This window comes from Bradyrhizobium zhanjiangense (genome assembly GCF_004114935.1).
Taxonomy (GTDB): domain Bacteria; phylum Pseudomonadota; class Alphaproteobacteria; order Rhizobiales; family Xanthobacteraceae; genus Bradyrhizobium; species Bradyrhizobium zhanjiangense.
On sequence record NZ_CP022221.1, the window covers coordinates 6,841,621 to 6,863,794 of the forward strand.

Sequence of the window (22,174 nt, forward strand, 5' to 3'; positions counted from 1 at the left end):
TCTGGTGGCGTCAGCAAATCGGATGAGAAGTCTCGCGGGACGGCTTCAATGGCGTCGGACTGGAACCATTCAAGCTTCATGCCAAGCCCGACGACCAAGAAACAATCGAATAATCAATATGTTATGGAGGTTGCGACAGGCTGCCGCAGGATCGCCCCGCATGTGAAACTTGCGGACCGCTCAATTCTTGTGCGCCGCACAAAGTTTGTGCAACAGCTCAAGCACAAGGCTGGCGGCGCGGTGGGAGAGAATCAGGACACGGCCCATCGCATTGATGTTGCTTTCATTTTCCTCACGCACCGAGACGGCACGCAACTTGCTTATCCCTAAGCGTCAACGAAGACTGCGGCTTGCCGCATTGTTGCAGCCTCTGGCGGCTGCATTCCGGAAGCTCAACTGCTTCGCGGCCCTCTGGGCCGTCGTGACGCGATTCCCAAGGCTTCCAATCTCCATAGCCCTCGTGCGCGGCAGGCCGGCCCGCACGGCCCAAGACGTTCAGCCGCGCTCTCCAAGAGGGTGTGTCGATCTCACTTACGAAGCAAAAGGAACCATTGATGTCGTATCTCGCGCCTTCGGAATTCGTCACCAAGATGGTGGATGCAGGCGAATCCAAGATCTTCATGTCCACCCGGGATACCATCATCCGCGCCTACATGGCCGGCGCGATCCTCACGCTCGCCGCATGGTTCGCGGTCACGATCAACGTGAACACGGGCCAGCCGCTGCTCGGTGCGCTGCTGTTTCCGGTCGGATTCGTCATGCTCTATCTGCTGGGCTTCGATCTCCTGACCGGCGTATTCGTGCTCTCGCCGCTTGCGCTGATCGACAAGCGCCCGGGCGTCACTCTTGGCGGTGTGCTCCGCAACTGGGGCCTGGTCTTCGTCGGCAATTTCGCCGGCGCCTTCACCGTGGCCTTCATGATGGCCTTCGTGACAACGTTCGGCTTCACGCAAGCTCCCGACAAGGTCGGTGCCGCCATCGGCATCATCGGCGAAAGCCGGACGCTCGGCTACGCCGCGCATGGTGCGGCCGGCATGGCAACGCTGTTCATGCGCGGCATGCTCTGCAACTGGATGGTCTCGACCGGCGTCGTCGGTGCCATGATCTCGACCTCGGTCCCGGGCAAGGTCATCGCGATGTGGATGCCGATCCTGGTGTTCTTCTACATGGTGTTCGAACATTCCGTCGTGAACATGTTCCTGTTTCCGTCCGGGCTGCTGCTCGGCGCAAAATTCTCGATCCTGGACTATCTGATCTGGAACGAGATCCCGACCGTGCTCGGCAATCTCGTCGGCGGGCTCGCCTTCACCGGCATGACCCTCTATGCCACGCACGTCATGACCCTGCCGAAGCGGCAGGCCGACAAGGCCGTAAAGCCCCGCGTCGCGGCCTGATCAAACACGACTCGACAGGGGAGCCTCGCCCGCGCAGGGTGAGGCTCCCCTCTTCCGGTGATGACGATGACCCCCGGTCTCCTGATTTCGGTCGGCCAGCATTCCGACAAGGGTCGCAAGCCCATCAACCAGGATTTTCACGGCGTCCTCATCCCGGAGGAGCCGCTGCTCAGCCTGAAAGGCATCGCCGCCGTCCTCGCCGACGGCATCTCGAGCAGCACGGTGAGCCAGATCGCCAGCGAGTCGGCGGTCAAGAGCTTCCTGATGGACTATTACTGCACGTCGGAATCCTGGACGGTGAAGACCTCCGCCCGCCGCGTGCTGGACGCCACCAATTCCTGGCTGCATGCGCAGACGCGCAAGAGCCAATATGCCTATGACCGCGACAAGGGCTATGTCTGCACGCTGAGCGCCATGGTCATCAAGGCGACCACCGCGCACATCTTCCATGTCGGCGATTGTCGCATCTACCGCGTCGCCGGCAAGGCGCTCGAGCAGCTGACTGACGATCACCGTATCATCGTGTCGTCGGAGCAGACCTATCTCGGCCGCGCGCTCGGCATCAACCCGCAGCTCGAGATCGACTATCAGGCCTTCGAGATCGAAGCGGGCGACATCTTTCTGCTGGCGACCGACGGCGCCTACGAATTCGTCGACGCGCGCTTCGTCACCAGTGCACTGAACGAGTATGCAGGCGAGCTCGACGGGGCGGCGAAGGCCATCGTCGAGGAAGCCTACCGCCGCGGCAGCGACGACAACATCACGGTTCAGATCCTGCGCATCGACGCAGTGCCCCAGCGTGAGCCGTCCGGCATCTTCAATCAGACCTCACAACTGCCGCTGCCTCCGCTGCCGGAGCCACGCGCGATCTTCGACGGCTACCGAATCGTCCGCGAGATTCACGGCAGCAGCCGCAGTCATATTTACCTTGCCGTCGACACCGAGACCGAGGAGCCGGTCGCGCTCAAGCTGCCGTCGGTCGACCTGCGCGACAATGCTGCCTATCTCAAGCGCTTTCTGATGGAGGAGTGGATCGCGCGCCGGATCGACAGCCCGCACGTGCTGAAGCCGATGTCACAGTCGAGACGGCGCAGCTATCTTTACGTCGCGACCGAATTCGTCGAAGGCCAGACCCTGAAGCAGTGGATGACCGACAATCCGCGCCCCGATCTCGAAACCGTCCGTGGCCTCATCGAGCAGATCGCCGCCGGTCTGCGCGCCTTCCACCGCATGGAGATGCTGCATCAGGACCTCAGGCCGGACAACGTCCTGATCGACAAGACCGGCACCGCGAAGATCATCGACTTTGGGTCAGTCAGGGTCGCCGGCGTCGCGGAAGCCGCGCCGCCGGACGAGGCCGACGAAATCCTGGGCACGGTCCAATATACGGCGCCGGAATATTTTCTTGGGCAGGGCGGCTCGCCGCACTCCGACATGTTTTCGCTGGCCGTGATCTGCTACCAGATGCTGACGGGAAAGCTTCCCTATGGCACTCAGGTCGCCAAGATCCGGCGCAAGGCGGACGTGCGGAGACTTCAGTATCGCCCAGCCGACGACGATCGCAACGTGCCGGCCTGGGTCGACGGCGCGCTCAGGCGCGCGCTGCATCCCGATCCGTACAAGCGGCACGAGGATCTGTCCGAATTCGTCTTCGAGCTTCGCACACCCAATCCGGCCTATCTCAACACGCGGATCACGCCCCTGTTGGAGCGCAGCCCGCTGATGTTCTGGAAATTGACCTCGGCGGCGCTCGCCTGCGCGGTCGTCGTGCTGCTGGCACTGCTACACGCGCGTTAGAGCATGATCCGGACCCCGAAGGGCCGCGTTAGCGCAAAGTGTGCAGCGGTTTTCCGAAACGATCATGCTCAAACAATAACTTAAACCGCGATGCGATTCATCCTAATCTCATCGCGTTTTAGTCGTCAGGCCGGCTGGGCCGCCTTCGTCCCCAGCGGCTTCGGCGCCATGCCGCCGCCGGGCTTGAGGTGGAATTCGTAGCTCATCAGGTGCCACTTCCCATTCGCCTTACTGCCGTCGGGCATTGCCGGATCGTTGCGCGGCTCGACCTTGGCGATGAGGTCGTCTTTCACGCCGAACACGACGTCGGTATCCAGATATTTGTCGCCGTCCATGAAAACATGGGTGATCAGCGGCTCATAACCCTTCGCATTGACCAGGAAATGCACATGCGCCGGCCGCATCGGATGACGCTTGGTCTGCGTAATCATCTCGCCGACCGGGCCGTCGGTCGGAATCGGGTAGCTGCACGGCAGGATGGTGCGGAAGAAGAAGCGGCCGTCGTCGTCGGTGATGAAGCGCGCCCGCGCCGAGGTGCCGACCTCGTCATAGTTGGCCTTTTGTGAATCGTAGAAGCCGTCATCATCGGCATGCCAGACGTCGACGGGGACGTTCGCGAGCGGCTTGCCCTTCAAATCCGTGACTCGGCTCTGCACGAACATCCGCTCGCCGGTCTGGTTGTTCGGGGAGATATCGGTGCCGTGCGCGGTGACCTTGTGCTCGCCGACATAGAACGGACCGAGCACGGTGGTCTCCGTCGCGCCCTCGCGGTCACGATGGTTGACGGCATCGACCAGCATGGAGACGCCGAGCACGTCGGACAAGAGAATGAACTCCTGGCGGGTGTCGGTGCACTTCTGGCCGGTGCGGGTCAGGAAGTCGATGGCATATTCCCATTCCGCGAAGGTGAGATCGGTCTTGCTCACGTAATCGTGCAGCGACTTCACCAATTCCTGGAGCAGGAATTTCGCACGCGGGTTCGGTGTGCTGTCGAAGCTCCTGACGACGGCTTCGGTGAGTTCGGTCTCGTTGAACTGGGTCATGGTACGTTTTGCCCTGGGTTTTTCTCGTTGGCCCCATGCGAGGCCCCCTTGGGGCTCCCTGGAGGCGTTCCAGGCTGCAGCCTACACCAGCAGGCCTGCTCCCGTTAAGCGCGCCGCCCTTGGAATGAGGCCGGCATTTCGGCTATCAACTGACAGACAAAACTGCCCCGGAGGAACTGATGCTCGCGCCCACCCCTGCCTCGCCCGAATCCGTCGGCATGTCCAAGACTGCACTCGACCGCGTCGATGCGCATGTGAAGAGCCGGTACATCGATGCCGGCCGGTTCCCCGGCGCGCATCTTCTCGTCTTCCGCCGTGGCAAGGTCGCATACAGCTCGGTTCAGGGCCTTGCCGACGTCGAGCGCAAGGTGCCGGTCAAGGATGACACCATCTACCGCATCTATTCCATGACCAAGCCGCTCACCAGCGTCGCCTTCATGATGCTGGTCGAGGCGGGCCTCGTCGCGATCGACGAGCCCGTCGCCAAATACATTCCGGAATGGAAGGATCTCGGCGTCTTCGTCGCCGGCACCTATCCGGCCTTCCTGACCCGGCCGCCGTCCCGGCCGATGCTGATCGTCGACCTCCTGCGTCATACCTCCGGCCTCACCTATGGCTTCCAGCAGCGCTCCAATGTCGATGCCGCCTATCGCGCCGAGAAGATCGGCGAGGTCGAGAAGTCTGGCACGCTCCAGACCATGATCGAGAGCCTGGCAAAGATCCCGCTGGAGTTCTCGCCGGGCGAGGCCTGGAACTACTCGGTCGCGACCGACGTGCTCGGCTATCTCGTTGGCAAGATCTCAGGCATGCCGTTCGAACAGTTTCTGAAGGCACGCATCCTCGATCCGCTCGGCATGAGCGACACCGATTTCCACGTGCCGGCCTCGAAGGCCCATCGTTTCGCCGCCTGCTACTCGGCAGACCCCGGCGGCGGCATGACCTTCCATGCCGGCCAGCGGCGCGAGGGCCTGACGCTTCAGGACGATCCGGCAACCAGCTCGTTCCTGTCGCCGCCCTCCTTCATCTCCGGCGGCGGCGGGCTGTGCTCGACGGTCGCCGATTATCTCACCTTCTGCCGCGCGTTGCTCAATGGTGGCGAGCTCGGCGGCGTCAGGCTGATCGGGCCGAAGACGCTGGCACTGATGACCACCAATCACATTCCGGGCGGACGATTCCTGCCCGAGGTGTCACGCTCGCTGTTCTCGGAAGCGGCCTATAACGGCATCGGCTTCGGTCTCGGCTTCGCCGTGACCATGCGCCCGGCGGAAACGCTGATCGCCGGCAGCCCCGGCGAATATAACTGGGGCGGCGCGGCCACGACCTCGTTCTGGATCGATCCGGCCGAAGAACTGATCACCATCTTCATGACGCAGGTGTTGCCGTCGAGCGCCTACCCGATCCGGCGCGAGCTGCGCAGCATGGTCTACGCCGCGATCACCGAGAGCAATCTGTAACCATTGAATCGATCCCGCGGCCGTCGGCCGCGGGACTTTACTCTCAGAAGCTCATTTGCAGACGCTCATCTGAGCATCTCCGGCACGATCAGCCGCGGCAGGAACAGCGACACGCTCGGCCAAATGATGACTGCCGCCAGCACGAGCAGCATCGGAACCAGCATGATCACCGTATCCTTCAGAGCATAGCGCAGCCGTACACCGGCGATCGAACAGGCGATCATCAGGCATAAGCCATAGGGGGGCGTCACCAGTCCGAAGGCCAGCGATACGATGGAAATGATCGCGAACTGAACCGGATGGAGATCGACGGACTTTGCCAGCGGCTCCAGCACCGTGCCGACGATGATGATGGCCGGAATGGCGTCGAGGAAGCAGCCCACCACCAGAAAGCAGAAGGAAATGAAGAAGCCGGCGGTGACGGCGCCCATGCCCCATGTCGAGACATTGGCCAGCAGCTCCTGCGGAATCCTGTAGTAGGCGAGCAGCCAGCCAAACGCACTTGCGGTGCCGACACAAAACAGCGCCACGCCGGCAAGGCGCCCGGTGTCGAGCAAGGCCTTGTACAATTCGCGTGGACCTGTCTCGCGGTAGAAGAACGCCGAGAGCGCGATAGAATAGAGCACCGCGACGCAGGCGGACTCGGTCGCGGTGAACCACCCGAGCAGAATGCCGCCAACGATGATGAGCGGCGTCATCAGCGCCGGTAACGACTGCCAAATGGCGCATCGCATCTCGACCCAGGTCGCCTTCGGATAGGTCGGGTAGCCGCGGCGCACCGCATAGACGTGCACCGTCGCCATCTGCGCGCCGGCGATCAGCAGGCCCGGCACGATGCCGGCCAGATACATCGCCGCAATCGAGGTCGAGATCAGCCCGCCCCACACGATCATGAGGATCGACGGCGGGATGATGACCGCTAGCACTGCCGACACCGCCGTGATGGCGATCGAAAATGAGAGATCGTAGCCCTCCTTGGTCTGCGCATCGATGAAGATCTTGGACTGGCTCGCCGCATCGGCCGTGGAGGAGCCTGAGATGCCGGCAAAGAATACCGACAGCACGACGTTGATCTGCGCCAGCGATCCCGGCCAGTGCCCGACCATCGAGCGCGACAATGCCACCAGGCGGTCGGTGATGCCGCCGATGCTCATCAGGTTCGCCGTCAACAGGAAGAACGGCACCGCCAGCAGGATGAATGAATTGTACGCATTGAAGGTCTCCTGCGCGAGCGTCATCAGCGACAGACGCGGCTCGATCAGCAGGATCGGCACGCAGGCAAGGCCGAGCGCGAAAGCGACCGGCACGCGCACGATGAGCAGGCCGATGAAAACCCCAAACAGCACCATCGCGGCCTGCCCGGCAGAGAGCACATTGCCGCTCATCGCCCTGCCCCAACCAGAACGCGCATCTCATCAACGATCTGCTCACCCGCAAAGACGATCCACGTCGCGCCGGTCACAGGCCAGGCAACGTGAATCAGCCAAAGCGGCAGATCGGCCAGCTCCGAAGTTCTGTTCCAGCCAAAGCGGGTGAACTCCATGCCGGCCGATACGAACACCAGCGCCAGTGCCAGTACGCCGAGACGCGCGAGGATCCGCACCGCGGCCTCCGATCGCCGCGACAGATTGGGCCACACGTCGACCTCGAAATGCTGCGCTTCGCGCACACCGACCATGGCGCCGATCATGATCGTCCAGATGAACAGGAACCGCGCCATTTCCTCCGTCCAGATGTAGGAGGGAATGAAGGGCGTGTAGCGCGAGATGATTTGCAGCGTGACCGGAACGATCAGGACGCCGACACAGGCGGCCAGCAACAACTCCAGCAACTTCGCATAGGCCGCGGTGACGCGACGCCACAGCGACCGTGTGGACAAGTCGGGCGTTTCAGACATTGGGGCTCCGTGCGGCAGCTCATCCCCCTTCCGGGCAAGAAGCGGGGCCTGCCCGAACTATTGTCGGCGGACGCAACGACCTCAGACGACGTTGATCTTCTCGAAAATGCCTTCCGCGCCAATTTCCTTGGCGTAGGTGGCCATCACGGGATCGGCGAGCTTCTTCATGGCGTCCCGCTCCTCGAAGGGAACGCGCTTGAGCTTGCCGGCTTTCTCGAGCGTGTCGAGCTTGACCACCTCTTCGCTCGACTCGAGCTGACGGCCGTAGTCGCCTGCCTCCTTGCCGGCCTTCATGATCGCGTCCTGCAAATCCTTCGGCAAGGTCTTCAGCGTCTTCACCGAGAAGCAGATCGGCCGGATCGACACGGCGTGCTGGGTCAGGCTGAGATGCGGGGCCACTTCGTAGAACTTCATCGCCTCGACGCCGGCCGCCTCGTTTTCGCCGGCCGAAATCACCCCGTTCTGGATCGCGTTGTAGATCTCGTTATAGGCGATCACCGTCGGGCTCATGCCGACTGCCGCGAAGGTCTTCGACCAGATCGGCGCCCCCTGCACGCGAACCTTGAGACCCTTAAGATCGGCGAGATTCCTGAGCGGCTTGTTCGCGAAGATGTTGCGGATGCCACCGCCGGCGTAACCGATCAGAACGACCTCGGCCTTCGCCGCGACCTCGTCGGCGATAGGCGCCAGGATATTGGCCTCGACGACCTTGTTCATGTGCTCGATGCCCTTGAACACGAAGGGCGCATCGATGAACGGGGCCGCCTTGGCGAAGGTCGACATATGGGCCGGCGAGACGATGCCGTAATCGACCGCCTTGCCCTGCGACATGTACTCGAAATACTGCTTCTCGAGGCCGAGCGAGGAGTTCTTGTGCAGCGTGAAATTGACGGGCTTGCCGTAGTACTTCTTCACCAGCTCCTCGAACCGGATCAGCGCGCGGTTGAAGGCATGGTCGTCGTTGAACTGGACCGCGCCGTTCAGCGTGATCGGCGCTTGCGCCCTGAGGATCGACGGCATGCCAATCGTAGCTGCCGCAGTGGTCGCACCGATACCAGCGAGAAATGACCTTCGCTTCATCGTCTCCCCTCCCATTGATGCCCCGCCCCTGTCGCCGGGGCGTGAGCGCAGCCGGTTAACGGCCAGCGTTCGGGGAGCGTATGAAAAACGACGGCGGGACGGAAGTCATTTCGCGCACGCCGGAGGCACTCTTCGTCGCAGAGCGACGCCCCCACGACCTGTTGCACTGCAACTCGCACTCCTGCTGGCGTGCGGGGCCGCATAGGCGGCCTCCCGCTCTCGTAGAAACGGCAGACTTGCGGACCTGTGCGCTGCACGCAGAGGCCCGCTCGCCTTCCTCGACAGGCCTAGTGCATGTGACCAATCAGATAGATGCCGCCGCCGATCACAATGATCGCTGGCACGGCCCAGAGAATAAATACGGGGATCACGGGCATCACATTCTTCCTAATTGGATGTGCAGACCTTGACGGTCTTCATGCCGCTCTCAGCCTCGGTGCGCGTCTTGTAGACCGTGCCCGACGGGCTGACCACGGTCATGGAGGCGTCTGTCGGCTTCTTGTCGACGATGGTGCACTTCTTGGTCTTCACGTCCTGGACCACGTAGAACTCGTCGGCCGCAAAGGCCGGCAAGGACAATGCAGCAACCATCAGCGCTGCACTCGCTATTCTCAGCGTCATTATCTCCTCCTCCAATTTCCCGAGCTTCCGGGCCCGGTCGATTCAGAAACGGGAAAAAATAGCAATTTGTTCCTACGCGGGAGGAACGGCGCGCATGGTGAGATGTTGTTGCGGCGCATATTCCTGTGAGGAGGATAAGATGAAAAAGCTGTTCCTGCTGTCCGCCGCGGCGGTCCTGATTTCGACCGGCGCGTTCGCGCAGTCCACCGTGGTGACCACCACTGGAACCGGTCATGCGGCGGCAGTTCAGATCGAGCCGGAGTACCGCACCAAGATCAAATCCTACATCACCGAGCACCGCGTTCGTCCGGTGGTGACGAAGGAAAAGATCATCGTCGGTGCGACGGTGCCGACCGACGTCGAGCTTGAGGCCGTTCCGACGGATTGGGGTCCCTCACTGACGAAGTATCGCTACGTTTATTCCGGCGATCGCGTGATGCTGGTGGATCCGGGCTCACGCGTGGTCGTTCAGGAAATCGATTGATCGCGACGCGACCTCCGGGCGGCTGCTCCCCAACGGCGGCCGCCGACCTGGAGTTGACCGTATGAAATCGCATCGAGAGGCCCGGATCGTCGGGCTCAGTCTGGCAGCTGTCTACGCCACGTGTCTGCTATTGACCGCGATCGCGATGATCTGACCTCGGCCCCGACTGCATCGCAAAATCTTCTCCCGGACTGCTCGCAGATGCGAAAATCGTGGCGCCGGGCAAGTGCTGCCCTTATGGTCTTGCCAAAACCATAATCCGGCGCCACCGGCTTTGGACGGTATCCCTGCTCGATACCAAGGGCATTGTATTCGCACGCGCGCCGAACCCGAGCGAGACAGTCGGCAAGCAGGCTTCCGGCGCGGTGACGTGCGTGCTGGACGAGACGCGTTGAATGGACGAAAAGGATATCGACGATGAAGATCACTCATGTGGACCGCAAGGCCTGGCGCGCTTCGCGGTCAGCTCGTCGGCGTAGCTAAGAATTACGAGAGCTCGGGAGCACCTTTGGAGCCCGGCTTGATGGCCGCTTGCACGGCATGGATGCCCGGCCCGTAAAAGGCGATGAGCGCAAGGGCGCCCAGCAGCCCGAGATTCTTCAGGAAGTTGATGGTCTGCATCACGACCTGCGCCTCGGGAGCGGCCCAGAAATTGTGAAACATCAGCGTGGCGACGATGGTGAACGGGATCAGGACCGCCGCCGCCGGGCGCGCAAACAGGCCTAGCAGCAGGGCCGTGCCGCCTCCGAGTTCGACTGCAATCGCGCCAGCGGCCAGCACCGCGCCGAATCCCTCGGCGCCGCCGGGAAGCCGGCCCGCGGTCGTGGCAAATGCCATCACCTTTCCGATGCCGCTGTAGAGAAACAGCGGCGCAATCGCGACGCGTGCGAACAGAAGTACCCAGGCGTCGAACGCGCCTGCGGTCGCAGCGGAACGAGTGGATGTCGGCATTTCGGATCTCCTTTGGTGAAGCTGGCCAGTCAAGGCGCGGCCGGTGATTGTCGATCGGCCCGCCTCATCACTCCGCGGGTGCGATATCGGCGCGCGGCAGACGATTTGCTGCGGCAGCACTGAGCGATCCGATCGCCAGCGCACCGACGATGGACGCGCCGCCGATCGCCCAGAACACAGCGTCGGGGCCGCCGGTCGCCTGCTGCAACAGACCGATGACATAGGGACCGAGGATCGCTCCCACCCGGCCGATGCCCAATTCCATTCCGACGCCGCTGGCGCGGAAACAGGTCTCGTATGACCCGGCGGTGAAATTGTTGAGCACGTGCTGGGCGCCGATGATGCAGAAGCCCGCAACGGCGACGATGGCGAGATTGACGCCATGACCGCTGACGAAGACGAGCGCCAGTACGGCAATTCCGCCGGTCAGCCACCAGGTCGCGAGATAACGTGGCGTCAGCGAGAAATTGCGATCGGCCAGCATTGCGAGCGTGAGGCCGCCGATGAACGACATCGCCTGCATCAAGGCACCGAAGCCGAATGATGCCGCGAAGGTCTCGCCGCGCTTGAGCATGACCGTCGGAATCCACCCGGTGAGACCGAAGATCGCGAACAGGCTGAGAAACGCGGTGATCCAGATGGTCAGCGAAACGCGGCGATAGCGCGGGCTCAGCAATGCCCCAATCGTGCTCTGCGGCCGCGTACCGTCATCCGATGCGAATGACGCATTCTGGTAGGCGGCCGCCCGCTCGGGCCGCAGCCGTGCCAGCAGCGCACGCAACTCCGGGACCCGCGATCGGGTCGCCAGGAATTGCGGACTTTCCGGCAGGATGGCGTGTGCCACGAAAGTCAGCGGGATCGACAGCGCGCCAACGTAGTAGAGGATCTGCCAGCCGTGCTGCGGCGTCAGGAATACGCCGACGAGACCGGCGCAGACGCCGCCGAGCGACCAGCCCAGCGTCACGCCCCACAGCGAAAACGTGTTGCTGACACGCTTGGGCGCGAGCTCGTTGATGAAGGTCGTGCCGAGCGGCAGCAGCACGCCGAGACCGAGCCCGGTGACGAAGCGAAGAGCGCAGTAGCTCCAGAAATCGTTCGCCAGCACGGCCGTCAGCAATGTGAAGACGTTGACGACCCACAATCCTGCGAGCAGTGTGCCACGCCGGCCGAAACGGTCGGCCACGCTGCCGTGACTGATCGCCCCGAACAGAAAGCCGACGAGACCCGAGCTCACCAGAAACCCCGCTTGGCTTGGCCGGAGTCCCCAGGGCTGGACCACGTAATGGATGACATAGGCGGGATTGAAGGTGTCATAGCCGTCGAACAGCGTGATGAGCGTGATCAGGATGCCGAGCAGCTTGTGGAACGGGCCGATCGGAGCGCCGGACAATTCCTCATGCACGTCGATTTCGGACGAGAAGCTCACGGGTTTCCTCCATTGGGATTGCTGACACGTTCTGCTCTGCGGCAGATTGGGTCGTTGCTTTGCCGAGCCCGAACAGGGCACGCGCATTGTCGCGGCCGATCTTGATGCGGTCGCCTTCGGAAATCGCCGCGCTGTCGAACCAGTCGGCGGCATGATCGATGTTCTCGAACGGCCAGTCGGCCGAGAAGAGAATGCGGTCGGCACCGATCTCCAGGATTGCGTCGATCAGCGTCTGGGTGCGGAAGTTGCCCGATGTGGTGATGTAGAAATTCTCCCGGAAATAGTCGGCGATCTTGCGCCGCGCGGGATAGGCATTCTGGGTCCGCATCCACTTGTTGTGGTTGTCGACCCGCCACATCGAGTACGGCAGACCCTCCCCCATGTGACCGAGAATGATCTGGAGCCGCGGATGCGCGTCGAACAGTCCGGAGCCCATCAAGCGCAGGGCGTGGACCGCAGTCTCCTGCCCAAACGCCCAGGTCGGTCCCAGCAGCCAGCGATGCCCTTCATAGATCGCCGAGTCTTTCGGCAGCGGATTGCGCGGGTGCAGATAGAAGGGAATGCCGAGGCGTTCGACTTCCGACCAGAACGGCCAGAACTCCTTGCGGTCATAATAGATCGCATGATCGGTGCCGGCGAGCTCGCTGAAGCCGTTGACGAGCGCCCCGCGAAATCCAAGCGTGCCGACGCTGCGATCGAGCTCGCGCGCGGCCGCGTCGGGATCCTGCATCGGCAGTGCTGCAAGGCCCTGGAAGCGGTCCGGCCGCTTCGCGACCTGCTCGGCGAGGAAGTCGTTGGCACGGCGTGACAGCTCCAGCGCACGGCTGCGGTCGGGAATGGCCTGGACGGCCGGCGCGTTCAGCGACAGCAGCATTATCTCGATTCCGTGACCGTCCATCTCCGCGAGCCGGCGGTCGTGGATATCGAGCAGCCGCGCTTCCAGCTCGCGCCAGTCGTCGGCCGGCGCGAAGCCCGCGCTGTCCTGAACAGTCTCCCGAAGCGCGAAGTGCTCCTCGAGCGCGATCTTTCCCTGCATGGCGTCGTCCCTTCAATTCTGACGTTGACAAAGCAAAGCACCGGGCGCAAATACTTGTCAATGATAAAGTTGTATTTGCAAATGATGTATACGCAAATATTGCATATGCGAAGGTTGACCCTTATTCCGGGCGGAGTTCTCCCGCCAGGATCCAAGTCCATGTATCGATTTTCGAATTCGCTGCCCTATCTGCTCGCCCGGCTCGGCGTTCGCATGGGCGACCTCTTCGCGCGCGTGATCCGTCACGAGAAGTTGACGCTTCCGATGTACCGCGTGCTGGCCGCACTGTCAGAGCAGGGCCATCCGTTGCGCCTTGGAGAGATCGCCGAACTGACGTCGGCCGACGTGTCCACCCTGTCGCGCATCGTCGCGGAGATGAGCCGCACCGGCCTTTTGACACGCGACCGGCCTGAGAACGATCAGCGCAGCCTCCAGGTCGTCCTGACGCCCAAAGGTGCTGAGCTGGCAGGGCGGCTCATGCCGCTCGCCGCCTATTATGAAGAAGTCGCAACCGGCAGCATGTCCGCCAAGGAAGCGGCGGAGCTCAAGCGCGTGCTGGTCGAGCTCTACAAGAATATCGATCGGCTCGAGCAGGAAGTCGAAGCCGGATTGATCAAGGTGCCCCCATCGGCGCGGCCGAAGGACGTTCTTGACGAGCAGCCGGAGGCACGCGGCAAGGCGAGGCAGCCGCGTGCCAGGACATCAAGAAAATAGGAAACCACCGAGGAGAGGACATGCGACAGGATCCCATCATCATTGTCGGCGGCGGCATCGGCGGACTTGCGGCCGCGATCGCGCTGGCGCGGAAGGGTTTTCACGTCACCGTCCTGGAACGCGCACCGCGCTATCAGGAGATCGGCGCCGGCATCCAGCTTGGTCCCAACGCATTCCACGCCTTCGACCGACTCGCACTCGGTGATGCCGCACGATCGATCGCCGTCTTCATCGACCAGCTGCGGCTGATGGATGCGATCTCGGCGGAAGAGATCACCAGCGTCGATCTGACCAGCTATTTCCGGCAACGCTTTGGCAATCCCTATGCCGTGGTCCATCGCGGCGATCTTCACGGCATCTTCGTGCGCGCCTGCGAGGCGCACCCCCACGTCACGCTGCGGTCCGATTGCGATGTCATCGGCTACGAGCAGAACGATGCTTCGGCAACGGCACTGCTCAAGTCTGGTGAGCGTGTCACCGGGTGCCTCGTGGTTGGCGCGGACGGACTTCGCTCCCGCATTCGCCAGCAGATGGTCGCCGACGGCGCGCCGCGGGTCGCCGGCCACACCACCTATCGTTCAGTGATCCCGACCGAGCAGATGCCGGAGGATCTGCGCTGGAACGCCGCGACATTGTGGGCCGGCGCCAAGTGCCATCTCGTGCATTATCCGCTCTCGGGCTGGAAGGTGTTCAATCTCGCAATTACCTGCCATAACGATCCCGTCGAGGCGTTTGCGGCAAGGCCCGTGACCCACGAGGAGGTGCTCGAAGGTTTTCGGGACGTGCACCCTCGCGCCAAGGCGATCATTCATCATGGAAGGGACTGGAAGGCGTGGGTGACCTGCGATCGCGATCCGACCGATCGCTGGATCGACCGGCGCGTCGCTCTCCTGGGCGATGCTGCGCATCCGATGCTGCAATATTTCGCGCAAGGGGCCTGCATGGCGCTGGAAGATGCCGTCTGCCTCGCGGACGAACTCGACGAGACGGAAGGCGATGTCGCCCACGCGCTGGACCAATACAGGAATGCCCGGATGCTGCGCACTGCGCGGGTCCAGCTTCAGGCCCGGGAACTCGGCGATCACGTCTATCATCCGGCCGGAGTCCACGCGCTGCTGCGCAATCAGCTCATACGCGAGACAAGCCTGGAGCGCTTCTGCGAGAATCTCGCCTGGCTCTATCAGTCGCCGTTCCCGGAACGGGCGCCGGCTTCGTGAAAAGACCCGGGCGGTCCTGGAGCCGTTGCAGCTCGCCGATCCCGCTCTAGCCGATCGTCTGCAACGCCGGGAACGTCTCCAGCAGCCAGATGCTCACATTCGAAACCGCGCCGGTGAGGAAGCCGATGCCGGTGATCACCATCAACACGCCCATGGCGCGCTCGACATTGACGAGCTGGCCCTTCATCCGCGCGAACAGCGCGGAGAACTGCTCGATCATCAGGGCGGCGATGAGGAAGGGAATGCCGAGGCCCGCGGAATAGACGGCGAGCAGGCCGGCGCCCTTGGTGACCGTCGCTTCCGCCGCGGCGATCGACAGGATGGCGGCGAGGATCGGGCCGATGCAGGGCGTCCAGCCGAACGCAAAGGCGAGCCCCATGATGTAGGCGCCCCAGAGCCCGACGGGATTGGGGATCGGCAGCCGGCCCTCGCGCATCAACAGGCCGATCCGCGTCAGTCCCAGGAAATGCAGGCCCATGATGATGATGACGATGCCGGCGAGGATCGACAGCTCGGCCGACCAGGCGCGGATCAGGCCGCCGATCAGCGAGGCACTGGCGCCGAGCGCCACGAACACGGTGGAGAAGCCGAGCACGAACAAGAGCGCCGACATCAAGATCGCGCGCTTGGAGGCCGCGGCCGGCTCGTCGCTCTCGACATGCTCGATCGTGGCCCCCGTGAGGTAGATCAGATAGGGCGGAACCAAGGGCAGGACGCAGGGCGAGAGGAAGCTGACGAGGCCGGCAATCAGCGCCGCCGGGATCGAAACATTTTGCATGATGCAATCGGAGCCATCTCAGGCCCGACACGACGCGCGGGGAGCGCGCGGACCGGAGCCGAACCGGCTCTGGTGTAACCGATGGCTCGGAATGCGCAACAGAGGCGCGCGAAACCAGGGCTCCTCCCGATGCCGTCCGTGATCACAGATGCGGCATCGGGACGCGCACAAATCTCCCCAAAAAGCGAGACTCGGCGGCGCGGCTACTTCACCACGCGGAGCAGCGGACGCCGGGGCTGGTCCTGCGTCTGCTTGGAAGGGGACCGCGGTTCGCTCGCAGCGCTCCGCAGCATTTCGTCGCACAATGCCTTGAGATCGGCATCGTCAATTCCTTTGAGCTTCATCCTGACGTCGAGGATGACCATGGACAGCAGCTCGGCCGAGTCGCGGCTGTTGCTCGCATTGAGAACCCTGCGGCACTCTTCGAGCGTTTCCAGGACCGACTGCAACTGTTCGTCTGAATGCGACACAAGCGTTCTTTCCGTTAATTCGGCCTGCGAGAATTGTCTGTGACGACCCCTGCGGCCCCCGTGGAGCGGCAAGGATAGCACGAGGCCGCTGAGCCTCTGAACATGATTTCAGTGTGTTTCTGCGATGAAACCGCGGTTCCCGCCAACATCGTGCCACGACGCCGTTGGCAATCGTCGGAGCGATTCGGGACAAGACGCTTCGTGCGCTGCGATTGCTCCATCCGGGACCACGGCAACCGCTGTTGCGCAGGAATGTCCACTGCGGACAGCGCCGACAATCCCGCAGCCATCTCGAGGCTTGCAACGGAACTCACGCGATACCCCTCAAACGGGCAACAGGCTGCCCGATCCCAGCCCTGGCAGCACTCAAATACCGCTCGCGCCGCAGTAAGGATGACGTTCAAAACTCATCACCCCCGCAACCCGCCGTGGTTGTAGTTTGCGCCAGATTCTGCCAGTTTAGCAAACCAAAGGGAATTGTATGCACTCCTTGGCGGAAAGGGGCGTTCCGTTGGAAGAACGCCCGAAGATAAATATCAGCGGCCTCTCCGATTGGGACGCGGCCCGCATATTCCTGGAAGTCGTCCGATGTGGAAGTTTCCGCTCGGCGGCCGAACGTCTGTCCCTGTCGATCAACGCCGTCCGTCGCCGGATCGATGATTTCGAGCGTCAGACCGGCACCACCCTGTTCACCCGCGACGTCCACGGCACCCATCTGACCGATGAAGGCGCGATCGTGGTCTCTGCCGTCGAGCGCATGGAGGCGGCGGCCTTCGACGTGATGCGGACCAGCGATTCGACGGTCAACGCCCTGTCCGGCGAAGTCCGCGTCGCCGTCACCGAGGGACTTGGGACGTTCTGGCTTGCCCCGCGGCTGGTCGAATTCCAGCAAGCCTATCCGAAGATCCTGGTCGACCTGCATTGCGCGATGCGCTCGGCCGACGTCTCCCGCCACGAAGCCGACGTCGCTATCCATCTGTCACGTCCCTCGGCGCTCGACGTCAAGCTGGTGCGGCTCGGCCGCATGCATCTGATGTTCTGGGCCTCAGAGAAATACATCGCAAAACACGGCGCGCCGCGCTCGGCAGCGGAATTGATCAAGCATCGCCTGGTGCTGCAATTCGCCGACCAGCTCGCCGCCAAGGAATCTTTCGAGAGCTTCTTCCCGGGCGTTTCGGAACGTGACCTTCTGGTCATGAAAACCAACGTCTCGAGCGCCAACTACTGGGCGGTCGCGAATGGCGCCGGAATCGGCGTATTCCCGAGCTACGCCATTGCGCTTGGCGGGAAGTTGATTCCACTGGAGGTCGAGCTGAACCGACCGCTGGATATCTGGCTGTCCTACCATCCCGGTAGCGGACGGATTCCGCGCGTGCGGCACATGATTGACTGGCTGATCGAGGCTTTCAATCCGGCTCGCTTCCCGTGGTTTAAGGAGGAGTTCGTGCATCCGCATGAATTCAAGGACTCGTATATGGGCGAACCCCTGACCCAGCTCTTCGGGGGATTTTCAACCGAAGAACAACGGTGAGAAGTATGAAAGCAGCGGCGAAGAGAATGAAGCAGCGCAGTGCCGGCAAGCCGGACATTGAGCTTGGCAAGCGGATCCGTTTGCGGCGAGTCGAAATGAAGATCTCGCAGGCCGAGCTGGGCGAGAAGCTGGGCGTCAGCTTCCAGCAGGTGCAGAAATACGAGAAGGGCGTCAATCGCGTCGGCGCGGCCAGGCTTCAGCAGATCGCCTCCGCCCTCGATGTGCCCGTGACCTTCTTCTATGACGGCGACAACAAGGCGCGCGAAGTGGAGAGCCTGCTCTTCCTCGACAGCGCCTTCAGCCTCCGGCTGCTGCGCGCCTACAGCAAGATCAAGGATCAGACGGTGCAGCGTCAGCTCGTCTCGCTGATGGAATCGATCGCAGCGAACGAAAGCTGATATCGATCGACGGTCCGGCCTTTGCGGCCGACGTTCAATCCGCCGCGTCGCGGGGGCGCGGCCGGATTGGACGAGGCCGGACGAGAAGATATGTCTGCGCCCGCGCGCTTGCGCGCGGTCTTTCTCGGGGCGGTCTAGTCGCCCCTTTTTCTTGGCGATCTGCTGCCATGCGCCGAACTTCGCGCGCGCCATGCAATCGCAGCACAGGCGGATGCAAGCTCGCCTACCCCGGCTCCGGTTGACCGCGGTGGCGCCCGCGCCGCACATTGCCTCGCCAACGATCAGCGAGCGCGCGATGTCCGACATGTCCAGCACGACCGAAACGGCTTACGCCGACGGCAAGATCCTCAAGCACACGACCCGCGGCGTCGGCGTGATCACCTTCAACAATCCCGAAAAGCGCAACGCGATGTCGCTGGAGATGTGGGAGGGATTTGGCGAGGCACTGACCAGCCTGCGCGACGACGAGACGGTGCGGGTCGTAATCCTGCGCGGCGCCGGCGGCAAGGCGTTCGTCTCGGGCGCCGACATCAGCCAGTTCGAGAAGGTCAGGCACAATGCAGCGGCGTCCGAGGAGTACGCCAAGCGCAGCGCCGCCCAGCGCGCGCTGCTCGCCAACTATCCCAAGCCGACCATCGCCTGCATCCAGGGTTTTTGCCTAGGCGGCGGCATGCAGGTCGCGATGCTTGCCGACATCCGCATCGCTTCGCACGACAGCCAGTTCGGCATTCCCGCCGCCAGGCTCGGCATCGCCTATGGCTATGACGGCTTGCGTCACCTGGTGTCTCTGGTCGGCCCGTCCTGGGCGCGCCTGTTGATGTACACGGGCATGCGCATCGATTCCTCTGAGGCGCTGCGCATTGGCCTCGTCGAGCGCGTGATCCCCGACGACCAGCTCTGGGGCGAGACCATGGGAATCGCGCAGACCATTTCCGAAAACGCGCCGCTCGCCATCAAGGCCGCCAAGATCACCATCGCGCAGGTTCTGAAGGACGAGAGCCAGCGCGACATAGACACGATCAAGGCGATCGGCAACGCCTGCATGGACTCCCAGGATTTCCGCGAGGGCCGGCAGGCCTTCATGGAAAAGCGCAGACCCAAGTTCCAAGGGCGGTGAAACTGAACCTTCGTTCAGGAAGATTAAATTTCCCACGCGCACGCACCGCGATAGCAACCAGTTGATCTGTCGAAAGTTCTCTCGCCACCAACGAGGGAGATTGCGATGAAACTCAAATTTGCTGTTCTCGGTCTGGCTGCCTTGGGCGGTGCGGCGCTCGCTTCGGGTCCCGCTCTCGCGGCAATGCCGAACGGCATCCCGCAGGCGGACAAGATTGCAGGCGGTCCCGCCGCCGATGTCGATCAGGTGCGCTGGGTCTGTAACCCGTGGGGCCGCTGCTGGTGGCGTCCGAACTACTACGGCGCCTACGGCTATTATGGCGGCCCGCGACGCTTCTACGGCCCGCGTCCGTGGGGCTGGGGTCACCGCTACCACCACTGGCGCCACTGGTGAACGACAGGGGGCCTGCGGGCCCCTTTTTCCTTGACTACAGCGCCGCGAGTACCGCTTTCGTGATGTCCGCCGTGCCGTTGTTGCCGCCGAACTCCATCGGCTTGATGCCGCCGGCGTAGACCTTGTCTACCGCACGCTCGATCGTCTCGCCGGCCTCCGTCGCGCTCTCGACGCCATGCTTGTCGGCGAGCCAGTCCAGCATCAGCGCTGCCGACAGGATCATGCCGGTGGGATTGGCCTTGCCCTGCCCCATGATGTCAGGCGCGGTGCCGTGGCACGGCTGAAACACCGCATACTTGTCGCCAATGTCGGCCGACGGCGCCATGCCGAGGCCGCCGATCAGGCTCGCGGTGATGTCGGAGACGATATCGCCGAACATGTTCTCCATCACCATCACGTCGAAATCCCAGGGCCGCTTCACCAGCATCGCCGAGCAGGCATCGACATAGAGCCGGTCGGTCTTCACCTCGGGATGCTTTTTGGCGATCTCGTCGAAGATGCCGCGGAAGAAGGCGAAGGCCTTGAACACGTTCGCCTTGTCGACGCAGGTGAGCGCACCGGGCTTGCCGCGCGCCTTGCGCCGCTCGGCAAGGCGAAACGAGAACTCGAACAGGCGTTCGGACGTCTTGCGTGTGATCACCATGGTCTCGCGCGCATCCTCATGGGTGACGACGCCCTTGCCCATCGAGGCAAACAGGCCTTCGGTGGACTCCCTGATCACAACGAGATCAATGCCGCGCCGGTCGGCGCCGACGATTGGGCTCGGCACGCCCGGAATGAGCCGCGCCGGACGCACGCCGGCATAGAGATCGAAGATGAAGCGCAGCTCGATCTGCGGCGCGATCTCGGTGTTGTCGGGGTAGCGCACCGAAGGCAGGCCGCAGGCACCTAACAGGATCGCATCCGCCTCCTCGCACAGCTTGATGGTGGTGTCAGGCATCGACTTGCCGGTGGCGAGATAATTGTTGGCGCCGGCCGGGGCCTCCGTGAATCGGAAGCGCAAATCCGATTTCTGTTCGATCTTGCGCAGCACCTCGATCGCCGGCGCCATGACTTCGGGACCGATGCCGTCACCGGCGAGCACGGCAATGTGGAAGGCGTTATTTGCGGACATAAGAGCCTCAAGGAAGGAGGAGTTAGCCAAGTCGTCATTGCGAGCGAAGCGAAGCAATCCAGAATCTTTCCGCTGGGGCAGTCTGGATTGCTTCGTCGCTTCGCTCCTCGCAATGACGGAGGAGAGAGCGTTCGTTATGGCGTCAGCACGGTGCGTCCGACCACCGCGCCCTGCTGCAACTGCAGCAGCGCGTCGTTGGCCCTGGCGAGCGGCACCGTCGTCACCGGGATCGGCGGCACTTTCTTCGCTCGCACCAGATCGAGCAATTCCTGCGTCTCACGCAAATTGCCGACATAGCTGCCCTGGATCGTCACGGCCTTGATCGGAATCAGCGGCAGCGCCCAGGTCGCACCGCCGCCGAACAAGCCGACGATGACGAGCTTGCCGCCCTTGGTCAGGCAGTCGAAACCGAGCTGCGTCGTCGCGGCATTGCCGACGAGGTCGATCACGGCGCGGATCGGCCCGCCCGCCTTCTTCGCGAGTTGCTCCAGCGCATCCGGGGCCTTGGGATCGACCGTCGCGAGCGCACCGGACTTTTCCGCCGCTTCGCGCTTCTTCGCATCGATATCGACCATGATCGCGCCCTTGCCGCCCATCGCTTTCAGCAGCGACAGCGCCATTAGGCCGAGGCCGCCGGCGCCGAACATCACGATCGGCGTGTCGAAATGCTGCTCGACCTTCTTCAGCGCGCTGTAGGTGGTGACGCCCGAGCAGGCATAGGGCGCGGTCGTCGCGGGGTCGAGCCCTCGTAGATTGAGCAGATAGCGCGGATGCGGCACCAGCATATGGTCGGCATAACCGCCATCGCAATAGACGCCGAGCGAGCGCGGCGTCAGGCACATGTTCTCCTCGCCGCCAAGGCAGGTGGCGCATTTGCCGCAGCCGATCCAGGGATAGACCAGGCCGACATCGCCGAGCTTGAGGTCGCCCTGGTCGGTCGGCTTTACGTCGGGCCCGAAGGCGAGGACTTCGCCGACGGTCTCGTGGCCCATGGTCAGCGGCAAATTGATGCCGCGGTCCTTCAGCGACAGCGGCTTGCGGCCGTGACCGAGATCGTAGCCGCCTTCCCAGATGTGGAGGTCGCTGTGGCAGACGCCGGCCGCCTTCACCTTGATCAGAACCTGGGTGCCCGAGGGCTGCGGCGTGGCCTCGTCGACCTCCTGCAGCGGCGCCTTGAAATCGGCAACCTTGAAGCTCTTCATCGACGTCCTCCCGGCATGTTCTTGTTGTCGCGCCAGCATGCCACGACCGGCGAGGCG

At 63.0% G+C, this 22,174-nt stretch carries 23 protein-coding genes; 11 read left to right on the top strand and 12 right to left on the bottom strand.

What is annotated here, in order from left to right; genetic code table 11:
* The first annotated feature begins 48 nt into the window (after positions 1-48).
* From XH85_RS32770 to XH85_RS32780, 3 genes are all read left to right on the top strand, one after another.
* Entirely contained in the window at positions 49-330 is a 282-nt protein-coding gene (locus XH85_RS32770) for a hypothetical protein (protein ID WP_128935172.1), read from the top strand.
* Positions 331-554: 224 nt separating this feature from the next.
* The gene (locus XH85_RS32775) at positions 555-1,394 is read left to right on the top strand and encodes a formate/nitrite transporter family protein (RefSeq protein WP_128935173.1); all 840 of its coding nucleotides are present in this window, start codon (positions 555-557) and stop codon (positions 1,392-1,394) included.
* A 60-nt stretch (positions 1,395-1,454) separates the two neighbouring features.
* Positions 1,455-3,191 (top strand): bifunctional protein-serine/threonine kinase/phosphatase, encoded by a 1,737-nt coding sequence (locus XH85_RS32780; protein WP_164940600.1) that lies wholly within the window; start codon positions 1,455-1,457, stop codon positions 3,189-3,191.
* Positions 3,192-3,316: 125 nt separating this feature from the next.
* Here XH85_RS32780 and XH85_RS32785 read toward each other — a convergent pair whose 3' ends face one another.
* Positions 3,317-4,234 carry an intradiol ring-cleavage dioxygenase gene (locus XH85_RS32785; RefSeq protein WP_128935175.1) on the bottom strand — a complete coding sequence of 306 codons (918 nt, stop codon included), beginning with the start codon at positions 4,232-4,234 and terminating at the stop codon, positions 3,317-3,319.
* 179 nt (positions 4,235-4,413) lie between these two features.
* On the opposite strand from XH85_RS32785, the gene XH85_RS32790 reads away from it, so the two are divergent.
* Positions 4,414-5,688: a serine hydrolase domain-containing protein gene (locus XH85_RS32790; protein ID WP_128935176.1), complete on the top strand. Its 1,275-nt coding sequence runs from the start codon at positions 4,414-4,416 to the stop codon at positions 5,686-5,688.
* Positions 5,689-5,753: 65 nt separating this feature from the next.
* Here XH85_RS32790 and XH85_RS32795 read toward each other — a convergent pair whose 3' ends face one another.
* The 4 genes from XH85_RS32795 to XH85_RS32810 form a co-directional block, all read right to left on the bottom strand.
* Positions 5,754-7,073 (bottom strand): TRAP transporter large permease, encoded by a 1,320-nt coding sequence (locus XH85_RS32795; RefSeq protein ID WP_091892777.1) that lies wholly within the window; start codon positions 7,071-7,073, stop codon positions 5,754-5,756.
* On the bottom strand, positions 7,070-7,585 hold the full coding sequence (locus tag XH85_RS32800; protein ID WP_128935177.1) for a TRAP transporter small permease: 516 nt from the start codon (positions 7,583-7,585) through the stop codon (positions 7,070-7,072). Before XH85_RS32800 ends, XH85_RS32795 begins: the two co-directional genes overlap by 4 nt.
* Before the next feature lie 81 nt (positions 7,586-7,666).
* Positions 7,667-8,665, bottom strand: a complete 999-nt coding sequence (locus tag XH85_RS32805; protein ID WP_128935178.1) for a TRAP transporter substrate-binding protein — start codon at positions 8,663-8,665, stop codon at positions 7,667-7,669.
* A gap of 387 nt (positions 8,666-9,052) precedes the next feature.
* Positions 9,053-9,286: a hypothetical protein gene (locus XH85_RS32810; protein WP_128935179.1), complete on the bottom strand. Its 234-nt coding sequence runs from the start codon at positions 9,284-9,286 to the stop codon at positions 9,053-9,055.
* A gap of 139 nt (positions 9,287-9,425) precedes the next feature.
* On the opposite strand from XH85_RS32810, the gene XH85_RS32815 reads away from it, so the two are divergent.
* Positions 9,426-9,770: a DUF1236 domain-containing protein gene (locus XH85_RS32815; protein WP_128935180.1), complete on the top strand. Its 345-nt coding sequence runs from the start codon at positions 9,426-9,428 to the stop codon at positions 9,768-9,770.
* Positions 9,771-10,256: 486 nt separating this feature from the next.
* Here XH85_RS32815 and XH85_RS32825 read toward each other — a convergent pair whose 3' ends face one another.
* The 3 genes from XH85_RS32825 to XH85_RS32835 all read right to left on the bottom strand — a co-directional run bounded on the left by XH85_RS32825 (position 10,257) and on the right by XH85_RS32835 (position 13,183).
* A complete protein-coding gene (locus XH85_RS32825) occupies positions 10,257-10,721 on the bottom strand; it encodes a DoxX family protein (RefSeq protein WP_128935182.1) in 465 nt (154 codons plus the stop codon).
* A 67-nt stretch (positions 10,722-10,788) separates the two neighbouring features.
* Entirely contained in the window at positions 10,789-12,147 is a 1,359-nt protein-coding gene (locus XH85_RS32830; RefSeq protein ID WP_128935183.1) for an MFS transporter, read from the bottom strand.
* Positions 12,116-13,183 (bottom strand): amidohydrolase family protein, encoded by a 1,068-nt coding sequence (locus tag XH85_RS32835; protein WP_128935184.1) that lies wholly within the window; start codon positions 13,181-13,183, stop codon positions 12,116-12,118. Before XH85_RS32835 ends, XH85_RS32830 begins: the two co-directional genes overlap by 32 nt.
* A gap of 159 nt (positions 13,184-13,342) precedes the next feature.
* Between XH85_RS32835 and XH85_RS32840 the strand changes: the two genes are divergently transcribed.
* Positions 13,343-13,897, top strand: coding sequence for a MarR family winged helix-turn-helix transcriptional regulator (locus tag XH85_RS32840; RefSeq protein ID WP_164940866.1), 555 nt, complete (start codon positions 13,343-13,345; stop codon positions 13,895-13,897).
* A 20-nt stretch (positions 13,898-13,917) separates the two neighbouring features.
* Positions 13,918-15,114, top strand: coding sequence for a 3-hydroxybenzoate 6-monooxygenase (locus XH85_RS32845; protein WP_128935186.1), 1,197 nt, complete (start codon positions 13,918-13,920; stop codon positions 15,112-15,114).
* 46 nt (positions 15,115-15,160) lie between these two features.
* On the opposite strand, the gene XH85_RS32850 is transcribed toward XH85_RS32845, so the two are convergent.
* Both XH85_RS32850 and XH85_RS32855 read right to left on the bottom strand, forming a co-directional pair.
* Positions 15,161-15,892, bottom strand: coding sequence for a cytochrome c biogenesis CcdA family protein (locus tag XH85_RS32850; protein ID WP_128935187.1), 732 nt, complete (start codon positions 15,890-15,892; stop codon positions 15,161-15,163).
* Positions 15,893-16,095: 203 nt separating this feature from the next.
* Complete coding sequence (locus tag XH85_RS32855; protein WP_091892755.1) at positions 16,096-16,362, bottom strand: hypothetical protein; 267 nt, start codon at positions 16,360-16,362, stop codon at positions 16,096-16,098.
* A 481-nt stretch (positions 16,363-16,843) separates the two neighbouring features.
* On the opposite strand from XH85_RS32855, the gene XH85_RS32865 reads away from it, so the two are divergent.
* The 4 genes from XH85_RS32865 to XH85_RS32880 all read left to right on the top strand — a co-directional run bounded on the left by XH85_RS32865 (position 16,844) and on the right by XH85_RS32880 (position 19,801).
* Positions 16,844-17,893 (top strand): LysR family transcriptional regulator, encoded by a 1,050-nt coding sequence (locus XH85_RS32865; protein ID WP_091892753.1) that lies wholly within the window; start codon positions 16,844-16,846, stop codon positions 17,891-17,893.
* A 26-nt stretch (positions 17,894-17,919) separates the two neighbouring features.
* A complete protein-coding gene (locus tag XH85_RS32870) occupies positions 17,920-18,291 on the top strand; it encodes a helix-turn-helix domain-containing protein (protein WP_020608151.1) in 372 nt (123 codons plus the stop codon).
* Positions 18,292-18,586: 295 nt separating this feature from the next.
* On the top strand, positions 18,587-19,408 hold the full coding sequence (locus XH85_RS32875; RefSeq protein WP_128935188.1) for an enoyl-CoA hydratase: 822 nt from the start codon (positions 18,587-18,589) through the stop codon (positions 19,406-19,408).
* 105 nt (positions 19,409-19,513) lie between these two features.
* A complete protein-coding gene (locus XH85_RS32880; protein WP_128935189.1) occupies positions 19,514-19,801 on the top strand; it encodes a hypothetical protein in 288 nt (95 codons plus the stop codon).
* 34 nt (positions 19,802-19,835) lie between these two features.
* Here XH85_RS32880 and XH85_RS32885 read toward each other — a convergent pair whose 3' ends face one another.
* Both XH85_RS32885 and XH85_RS32890 read right to left on the bottom strand, forming a co-directional pair.
* On the bottom strand, positions 19,836-20,915 hold the full coding sequence (locus XH85_RS32885; RefSeq protein WP_128935190.1) for an isocitrate/isopropylmalate dehydrogenase family protein: 1,080 nt from the start codon (positions 20,913-20,915) through the stop codon (positions 19,836-19,838).
* 134 nt (positions 20,916-21,049) lie between these two features.
* Complete coding sequence (locus XH85_RS32890) at positions 21,050-22,117, bottom strand: alcohol dehydrogenase (protein ID WP_128935191.1); 1,068 nt, start codon at positions 22,115-22,117, stop codon at positions 21,050-21,052.
* Positions 22,118-22,174: the final 57 nt, after the last annotated feature.

Coding starts and splice junctions, on each gene's coding strand:
- XH85_RS32770 (WP_128935172.1), top strand. CDS start 49: ATGGCGTCGGACTGGAACCATTCAAGCTTCATGCCAAGCCCGACGACC.
- XH85_RS32775 (WP_128935173.1), top strand. CDS start 555: ATGTCGTATCTCGCGCCTTCGGAATTCGTCACCAAGATGGTGGATGCA.
- XH85_RS32780 (WP_164940600.1), top strand. CDS start 1,455: ATGACGATGACCCCCGGTCTCCTGATTTCGGTCGGCCAGCATTCCGAC.
- XH85_RS32785 (WP_128935175.1), bottom strand. CDS start 4,234: ATGACCCAGTTCAACGAGACCGAACTCACCGAAGCCGTCGTCAGGAGC.
- XH85_RS32790 (WP_128935176.1), top strand. CDS start 4,414: ATGCTCGCGCCCACCCCTGCCTCGCCCGAATCCGTCGGCATGTCCAAG.
- XH85_RS32795 (WP_091892777.1), bottom strand. CDS start 7,073: ATGAGCGGCAATGTGCTCTCTGCCGGGCAGGCCGCGATGGTGCTGTTT.
- XH85_RS32800 (WP_128935177.1), bottom strand. CDS start 7,585: ATGTCTGAAACGCCCGACTTGTCCACACGGTCGCTGTGGCGTCGCGTC.
- XH85_RS32805 (WP_128935178.1), bottom strand. CDS start 8,665: ATGAAGCGAAGGTCATTTCTCGCTGGTATCGGTGCGACCACTGCGGCA.
- XH85_RS32810 (WP_128935179.1), bottom strand. CDS start 9,286: ATGACGCTGAGAATAGCGAGTGCAGCGCTGATGGTTGCTGCATTGTCC.
- XH85_RS32815 (WP_128935180.1), top strand. CDS start 9,426: ATGAAAAAGCTGTTCCTGCTGTCCGCCGCGGCGGTCCTGATTTCGACC.
- XH85_RS32825 (WP_128935182.1), bottom strand. CDS start 10,721: ATGCCGACATCCACTCGTTCCGCTGCGACCGCAGGCGCGTTCGACGCC.
- XH85_RS32835 (WP_128935184.1), bottom strand. CDS start 13,183: ATGCAGGGAAAGATCGCGCTCGAGGAGCACTTCGCGCTTCGGGAGACT.
- XH85_RS32840 (WP_164940866.1), top strand. CDS start 13,343: ATGTATCGATTTTCGAATTCGCTGCCCTATCTGCTCGCCCGGCTCGGC.
- XH85_RS32845 (WP_128935186.1), top strand. CDS start 13,918: ATGCGACAGGATCCCATCATCATTGTCGGCGGCGGCATCGGCGGACTT.
- XH85_RS32850 (WP_128935187.1), bottom strand. CDS start 15,892: ATGCAAAATGTTTCGATCCCGGCGGCGCTGATTGCCGGCCTCGTCAGC.
- XH85_RS32865 (WP_091892753.1), top strand. CDS start 16,844: ATGCACTCCTTGGCGGAAAGGGGCGTTCCGTTGGAAGAACGCCCGAAG.
- XH85_RS32870 (WP_020608151.1), top strand. CDS start 17,920: ATGAAGCAGCGCAGTGCCGGCAAGCCGGACATTGAGCTTGGCAAGCGG.
- XH85_RS32875 (WP_128935188.1), top strand. CDS start 18,587: ATGTCCGACATGTCCAGCACGACCGAAACGGCTTACGCCGACGGCAAG.
- XH85_RS32880 (WP_128935189.1), top strand. CDS start 19,514: ATGAAACTCAAATTTGCTGTTCTCGGTCTGGCTGCCTTGGGCGGTGCG.
- XH85_RS32885 (WP_128935190.1), bottom strand. CDS start 20,915: ATGTCCGCAAATAACGCCTTCCACATTGCCGTGCTCGCCGGTGACGGC.
- XH85_RS32890 (WP_128935191.1), bottom strand. CDS start 22,117: ATGAAGAGCTTCAAGGTTGCCGATTTCAAGGCGCCGCTGCAGGAGGTC.